6 protein-coding genes and 1 pseudogene are annotated in these 8,004 nt (G+C 36.2%); 2 read left to right on the forward strand and 5 right to left on the reverse strand.

From position 1 onward, the window contains the following. Nucleotides 1–105: 105 nt before the first annotated feature. The 4 genes from AC1DIV_RS21750 to AC1DIV_RS21765 are packed head-to-tail and all read right to left on the reverse strand — an operon-like array spanning nt 106 to nt 4,180. Nucleotides 106–975 carry a glycosyltransferase family 2 protein gene (locus tag AC1DIV_RS21750; RefSeq protein ID WP_340876599.1) on the reverse strand — a complete coding sequence of 290 codons (870 nt, stop codon included), beginning with the start codon at nt 973–975 and terminating at the stop codon, nt 106–108. Further along, nucleotides 972–1,907 (reverse strand): NAD-dependent epimerase/dehydratase family protein, encoded by a 936-nt coding sequence (locus AC1DIV_RS21755; RefSeq protein WP_340876598.1) that lies wholly within the window; start codon nt 1,905–1,907, stop codon nt 972–974. Before AC1DIV_RS21755 ends, AC1DIV_RS21750 begins: the two co-directional genes overlap by 4 nt. A gap of 3 nt (nt 1,908–1,910) precedes the next feature. Then, nucleotides 1,911–2,882: an NAD-dependent epimerase/dehydratase family protein gene (locus AC1DIV_RS21760; protein ID WP_241636378.1), complete on the reverse strand. Its 972-nt coding sequence runs from the start codon at nt 2,880–2,882 to the stop codon at nt 1,911–1,913. After that, a complete protein-coding gene (locus AC1DIV_RS21765) occupies nt 2,879–4,180 on the reverse strand; it encodes a nucleotide sugar dehydrogenase (protein WP_241636377.1) in 1,302 nt (433 codons plus the stop codon). The genes AC1DIV_RS21760 and AC1DIV_RS21765 overlap by 4 nt, the downstream gene beginning before the upstream one ends. 795 nt (nt 4,181–4,975) lie before the next feature. Between AC1DIV_RS21765 and AC1DIV_RS21770 the strand changes: the two genes are divergently transcribed. Beyond that, nucleotides 4,976–5,098 (forward strand): hypothetical protein, encoded by a 123-nt coding sequence (locus AC1DIV_RS21770; RefSeq protein ID WP_340876597.1) that lies wholly within the window; start codon nt 4,976–4,978, stop codon nt 5,096–5,098. 509 nt (nt 5,099–5,607) lie between these two features. Next, nucleotides 5,608–6,948, forward strand: coding sequence for a glycosyltransferase (locus tag AC1DIV_RS21775; protein ID WP_340876595.1), 1,341 nt, complete (start codon nt 5,608–5,610; stop codon nt 6,946–6,948). Between the two features lie 579 nt (nt 6,949–7,527). On the opposite strand, the pseudogene AC1DIV_RS21780 reads toward AC1DIV_RS21775, so the two are convergent. Continuing rightward, nucleotides 7,528–8,004 (reverse strand): annotated as a pseudogene (locus AC1DIV_RS21780) (hypothetical protein); the annotation flags it as partial.

Here is an 8,004-nt window from a genome sequence, read left to right on the forward strand (position 1 = left end):
ATCTCCTAACTTTAGGCGAAAAATCAAAGGGAATTTCAAAAGGGGTTCGGAATTTTATAATTCCGAGCCCCTTTTGTCTACAAACTGAATCAAACAAAAGTTTGATTAGTCTTTACTCTTTGGTCTAAGTCCGGTAAGTGAAGTCCAGCCTGCTTTCGTTGTAAAGATGGGCTCATACTCATCGCCCCATCGCTTTAATGAATCCCATACTATCCACTCCATAATATCCCGATAAACTTGTATATTATTGGTTTGATTTTTGTTATGCCGACGATGGTTTAGCAATGCTTTATCCACGCAATGAAAGCGATAATGCTCAATTAGCCGAGAAAGAACTCTTATGTCCTCTGCATAACGACCTTCATAGGGATCATCTACTGGCCAACCGCCAATATGTTGCAATGCAGTAGTACGATAAAAACGAGGCCATACGGAACTATTAGCGAGTAGAAATTCATATCGCTCCTGAAATGAGCGACCTTTTATTACTCTACTTTTCACTCTAGGTTTTAGCCACTCTAGTTTTTTTGTTGTGGGATTAAATTTAAATTTTTTACTATTTCGAGTGGCTTCACTATCCACACTTGTTTTATATACTAGGTTTATATTTCCACTAAACACAGCGATTTCATCAGGATTCGTAACCGTTTCCGTTTCCTTTAATAACACTTCCAGTGTATAAGGGTAAAACCAGTCATCTGCATCCAACTGAATTAGAAAAGGAGTTTCAACTAGGTTTAATCCGGAGTTCATACTTTTAGACTGTCCCATGTTTTGTGAGTGCCTAACCAATTTGATTCGTGGATCTTCCAGGTAATCCTTAATCTTAACCACGGTGTCATCAGTTGAGCCGTCATCTATTAGGATAATCCTCCAGTCTTTATACGTTTGTGCATAAACGCTATCCAGTGCTTCAAGTATATATGCACCAGGATTATAAAATGGAATTACAACTGTTACCTTACTTTCCATCATGAATTTCCTCCTTTAGAACAATCATTTTCGTAAAACAACTTTGTCTCTCGTAAACCTTCAAGCAACTCATAACTGGGCTTCCAGTCCAATTTCTGTAGTGCTTTTTCATTATTCAGCCTGCTGTATTGAATGTCCCCGTTGCGTCTAGGAAGATATATAGGCAAAGCAGAATCGAGAAACATGGATGAAATTAAAGCATGTAATTTATTAATGCTTGTTTTTTTATTAAGACCAATGTTTATTATTTCATTTGTTCCATTTGTTAAAGCCGAGAGATTTGCTGATGCGACATCTTTCACATAAACAAAATCTCTCGTCTGTTCCCCATCCCCAAAAATTATCGGTTGTTCACCTTTTAATGCCTTTTGCATGAAAATAGCAATCACACCGCCCTCACCTTTTGGAGTCTGACGGGGGCCATACACATTGGCATAGCGAAGAATCGTATAGGGAGTTCCGTAAAATTTGTGATTGAGCTGAATATATAACTCTGGAGTATACTTGGATACACCGTAAAAGGAGAGGGGCTGCACGATAAAATTTTCGTGAATGCTGCAATCGTTGGTTTCTCCATATACAGCACAGGATGAAGCGTAAATGATTTTTCGGACATTGAATTTTTGACAGCATTTCAACAAACGAATGGTAGCAAGGATATTGGTATCAGCATCGGCAGTTGGATCCTGAATTGATTTGGTGATATCAACTTGTGCTGCTTGATGAATGACATACTCGGGTGTTTCTTTGGCAAAAACCTCTTCTAATTGGGGTGAGTTAATATCCAACAAATATAAGGTCGCATTCTTATGAATGAACTCCTTTTTTCCAGTACTTAAGTTATCAATTACAATTACTTCATGTCCAGATTCAATGAGCAAATCAACAATATGGGAACCTATAAATCCAGCTCCGCCCGTCACTAGTACTCTCATACCCTACTCCTTTTCTAAATTCTCTTTATACCAGGCTATCGTTTTTCTTAGTCCTACCTCAATATCAATTGAAGGATAAAAATTCAGCAGTTTATTAGCCTTCGTCAAATCTGGGATTCTATTTTGTGTATCTTCATAGCCATTCCCATAAGCAATTTCATAAGGAATATGGATAATAGGGGAGGGTGAATTGCATAATATTTTTATTTTTCCAGCAAGTTCGTTGATGGATAGAACCTGATCCTTGCCAATATTAAATACCTCATTATTAACCTGATTGTCTATGCAAGACAACGTTCCTGTAACCATATCATCAATATACGTAAAGCATCTTGATTGGGTGCCGTCTCCATATACTGTGAGAGGTTCACCTTTCAATGCGGAGGTTATAAACTTAGGTATCACCCCCCCGTATTGGGTGGCCGTAGCTCGGGGACCGTAAGCATTAAAATAACGGACTACTGTTACAGGAAGTCCTTTCTGCGCATAAGCAAAGCATAAATGTTCGTCTAGTGCTTTTGCTGTAGCATAACACCAGCGATGGGTCGTGGTTGGCCCCAATACCCTGCTGGAATTTTCACTGAATGGAAGTTGATCATTCTTTCCATACACTTCGGAAGTGGATGAAAAAATGACTTTAATCTTTTTTGGATAAGCGAGTTCTAGAACGTTCCGTGTTCCGTCAATGTTACCCTCGATCACCTTTAGCGGATTTTCGACTGTATTCTTCACTCCTAACACGGCAGCTAAATGAAATACGAGTTCACACTGGTCGATTAAGCTTTCCAGAAGGTTTCGATTCAACACCGATCCATTCACAAATGTATGATTTGGATGGTTCATCACTTCACTAAGAAAAGATTGTTTCCCTGTAGATAAATCATCTAAAGTGATCACTGTATTGTTCAACTCAATCAATTTTTTAACAATATGTGAACCAATGAACCCAGCCCCACCTGTAACAAGTACTTTCACTGGGATCCACCTCCCAATCGAATGACCTTGGCATTCCCGGTCAGACCTTCCGTTATGTTTCTTGTATCATAAACTAGCTTTGCATGGTCTATTATTTTTTGAATGGGTATTTGAGAATGATCCGTCAAAATCAGAATACAGTCTGCTAGTTGTAATTGTTCCTCTGTTAAAGGAATACTCTGCATTTTTTTACCGTTAACAGTGATTTCAGGGATAAAGGGATCATGATAGGATACGTGGAAATGAGAATTGTCCAGCCTTTGAATAATTGGAAAAATAGAAGATTCTCTGGCATCATTAATATCTTTTTTATAGGCGGCACCATAAATGAGAATACGAGGATTTTTATCAGAAGAAATGGTTTCAATTTGGTCAGCGATGTACTGGATGATGTCATGATTTAATTTATTCGATATTTCAATGAATTGGCTGTTTGTCCCACTTTGTTTTGCAACCCATAGCAAATAGAGAGGGTCAACAGGAATGCAATGTCCTCCTATACCCGGTCCAGGAAAAAATGAAGTAAAACCATATGGCTTCGTATTGGCAGCTTGAATAATTTCCCAAACATTTAAGTTTAATTTATCACAAAGGATAGCAAATTCATTGATAAACGAAATGTTGATAAATCGGAATGTGTTTTCTAGCAACTTGGTAAGTTCAGCAGCTTCAGTTGAAGACACGATAACAACTTGATTGTAAACTTGGCTATACAATTGAAAAATTTGCTCGCTACATTGATTCGTTACTCCACTGATTACTTTTGGAATTTCCTCTACAGTAATAAGCTTATTTCCAGGGTCAATACGTTCAGGAGAATAGGCAAGAAAAAGGTCCGTTCCTACCTGTAATTCACTTTTTTCTAAAATTGGGAGGAGCTCTTTTCTCGTTGTTCCGGGGTAGGTTGAACTTTCTAGAATAACTAATTGTCCCTTTTGTAGGTGTGGAACAAGTGAATTTCCTACATCAACAAGATAGCTTAAATCTGGTTCGTGAAAAGATGTCAAAGGTGTTGGTACACAAATAATGATGACATCTACCATTTCAGCACTTTGATAATTAGAGGAAACAGTAAATTTTCCAGAGGATGCTGCATCTTTTATTTGATCAACGCTAACATCGGGTATATATGAAGTATTTTGCTTCAGGCTTTCAATTTTGCTTTGATTGACATCAATACCAATGACATCAAAGCCCTTTTTTACAAAAAGAAGAGCAAGAGGCAAACCTACATAACCTAGGCCAATTACCCCTACCTTTTTAAAATGGGCATTATTGTGGTTTATTTTTTCTGACATTTTTTCCTTCCCTCTCTAATAATTATTTTGTTTATCCTATGCGAATAAATGTAGAGGGTAATAGGCTAATATAACCGGAAAACAAAATAGTTTTGTATATATTGGAATTTAATGGTGTTTAGTTAAAGCGAATAAAGGGATTGCTGATAAGGATATACAAAAAGAACTAGTCCTTTTTTTACATGTACAAGATTTTTCCTTTTAGTCGTAATTTTACTTACTGCAGATTATTTTTTGGATCCTATCCTTGTCGGTTGTAATTTACAACTTTAAATAAAGGGGATTTGCAAGCTAAGTAGGCTATCATCGCAAAAATGGACGATGATGACTACTAGGGCTCGGAATAATTGTCTGAGGCCTATGAAGCTCTTCTTTACACCTAATCAGATGTCGTCGGAAAAGCACCCTTTGAATTATTCTGCCTCTAAGAGGAGGAGATATGCTACCAGGCACAATAATTCCTGCTCAGCAATCTCTAACACCATTTAGCTCTCCCGTAATATATCTCAAGACTTTGTATTAATGTCACTCCTTCACCCTGAATGTTCTTAGCAGGCGACATAAACAATCATGTCTGCAGTTGTTCTTCTTTTTACGACATCCCACCTTAAAAAAGGATTAACACTTATACAAACTTTGAATAGGATGGTGTATGACAGCCTTAAGCAGTGGATAAAAGTGCGTTGACTGGTGTTTTTATACGGAAAATGAACAATAACAATATAATTGTAGCAAAAGAAATCCTCACGCTGAAACATGCACTCGAAAAGCCATCAATAAAGGACATAAATAGATTTGAAAAATATCGAAATCGATAGTATTGCAATTTTAGATGCAAAATATTTAGGCGGTTATTATCCAGTTGCAAGTGTCCTAGGTTTAGATATTGGCCTAACTGACTCAGATTATCGAAGCTAATCTTAAACCAAGTATTGGTTTTTTCAAAAAGCTTGAGGATAAAAGTTTGTATCGAAAAATAGAAAATTTTCTTTGATTATAAGTGTTCACAATAAAGCTCAAGTACGTAAATGGGGGTAGTTAAATGCGTAAATTAAAAATATTGTATTCTACTAACGATACTAGTAAAAATGTCATTCGTTATGGAGACTTTTTTAAGCAAGACGTGATGAATCATCATTATTCTTTGTTTACAAGAAGAGACAAATATTAAAGATGTGATAAATCGTCTAAATTTCACTCCTGATTTTATCTTTTTTGATGATGTAGTTTGGAACAAACCACTACATGGCTTAAAATATGTCAATATCCCTAAAGGCATATTGTTTTGGGACATACAAAGAGATCAAGAGAAGTTTCGTCGGTTTGTTTATGAAAATGATATTGATATAATTTTTTCTTTTTACAGAGATGCTTTTAAAACTTATTATCCAGAATTACTATATAAATTTCGGTGGCTCCCCAATTATGTGAATATAGAAGAGTTTAAAGATTATCAGTTGAATAAAGAAATAGACTTTTTACTTATGGGTGCTGTAGATGAGTATACCTATCCTCTAAGGTATAAAATTGATATAGGGATGAGTGGATACCCTGGTTTCGTTCATAATCAACACCCTGGATATCGAGATTACGGTCAGGAAGAGGAGGTCAAATCACTAGTTGGAAAATATTTTTCCATGGAGATTAATAAGGCGAAAATGTTTTTTACCGATGATTCTAGATATAAGTTTCCCATTGCCAAGTATTTTGAAGTTCCAGCAAGCAAAACGCTTTTGTTGGCGAGTGGATCAAAAGAACTGGAGGATTTAGGGTTTATTGATGGAGAAACATTTATCGAAATCAATGAGGATAATTACCTGGAAAAGGCCCTTTATTATTTAGAGCATGAGGAAGAAAGAAATGATATTACAGAACGAGGCTATCAAATGGTGAGGAAAAAACATACATCTACCATTAGAGCCGAGCAATTCATTGAGTATATCAAAGATTATTTAAGGGATATTGAGTGGAGATTTGAGGAAAGTCGAATTAGTTTGCGCACACAAATGCTAACCAGCGGGGAAGTGTTGGATAAGGTTTCATTTGCTTTAAAAAATAAAATTCCTTATTCAGTCATATCAGTCGGTGCGACAGAGTCGTTTGTTATGGCCCAATATCATCTATTGTCAGAAGCAGAAATAATGAGTAATCCAGAAGTGAAGACCGCACTTGCTAGAATTAGGCGGGGGCATTACCATAGAGGTATCGTATTCCCGAATACGGATGCCCGGGATATGGCTATCGATGCAGTCAACGTGTCTGATATTGTTGGATACAATACCATTTTATGGGAAAAGGATGCGGGCGAGTTTACAGAAAAGGTCTTTGATACGCTTGATATTTGGAGGAAGTATTGTTTTGAAGCATATACCCGGAGAGTAATTATGTTTTCACAAAGAGAAAAATTCCGCAAAATGTTAGAAGGAAAGAAGTTATTAATTGTTTGTGGTTATGCAGAGGAAGTGATGGAAGCACTTAATAATAGCTTAAAAGCCGAGCTAAACTTTGAAGTGGTTGGATCCGTTAACGTCAACCAATTTGAAGATATACCACGAGCCAAGGATGAGATCGCTAATTATGATTTTGACTTAGCTTTATTAGCAGCTGGAACAAATGCGATCATATTAGCTGGTTACATTAAAGAGATGCTAGGCAAAGTCGCTTTTGATTTAGGTCATGGTATGGAGAGTCTAGCAAGAGGATATTTTTTTGATGAGGGTGACTTTTTAAAGAAATACGTGGGACTTGATAAACTGATGGGGATGTAGAAAATAGAAAAAGGAGCCCGTTCATATTCTTGTTTAGCTGATTTTGAAACAAGCAATTTTCCTTTCAAGAAAGGATTGTTCTCAATTTTTTCAACAACGGCATGATGTTTTTTATAATTTGCCTTAAGCACGCTGCACGAACTTTATCCTGGACTTCATTTGGATGTGGAAGAATTTTTTATAAAGAACTAGCATTAAAGATTGCAAAGGCAGGTAAAAAGGCTGCTAAAGAGTTGGGGGCAGTACCCAATAAGAAGCCTCACAAGTAAATATAGTAGTATCTTAGAGTCAGAATACTATAATTCCATAACCACAATCAAAAAAGCACCTGAAGTAAGGGTGCTTTTCCACTGATCATCCTTATTTTTCTCTAGATTTTCCAAAGTTTCAATATGAACTCTTCCGGCATAAAGACTCACTTGTGCTCTACAGACGTCAAAACAATCGACTAAATCTTGCTCATCTACAATTAGCCGATTTTTAAAACTCCTGAAAAATTCTAATACTCAACTTTAATTAACAAATATGATATCTAGGTGCTCAATGTAAGAATTAAGCAAATAAAAGCAAAAAAGATCTTTACATTGGAGAGGGAAATCTAGCAGCTTGAAAATTTGTTAGAAGTGTCTCTGCTAAAATTTCTCCGTTTGCACCTGCGCTAAATATTACTTGTACCCAATCTCCTGCTTGTAACTGAAGGATTGTAGTAACCGATAGTCCAATAGGTCTTGATTTACCAAAGAAGTCATTTACAATATCTAAATCATCTCCGTTTACGTTAATTGCAATGGATGCAACATATCCTTCTTTTAAAAAGTGCTTTTTTTTGTCTTTTGAAGAATGATTTTTTTTACAATAATCACATTTGCAATTATCTTTTTTGTTTTTTGAGGAATCATTGCTTTTACTTTTTGACGGACAAAACGAGACTTTTGCTGTTATCTCATAAATTCCATCCTTAGTTGGAATAAATGTTGATATGTGCGGATTATATTCATCTGCTAAATCAAACTGTTCAGTTTGGAATAAAACTTTTACAGAGGGAGTTAACGCTGC

The sequence above is a fragment of the Peribacillus sp. 05N428 genome, assembly GCF_056397085.1.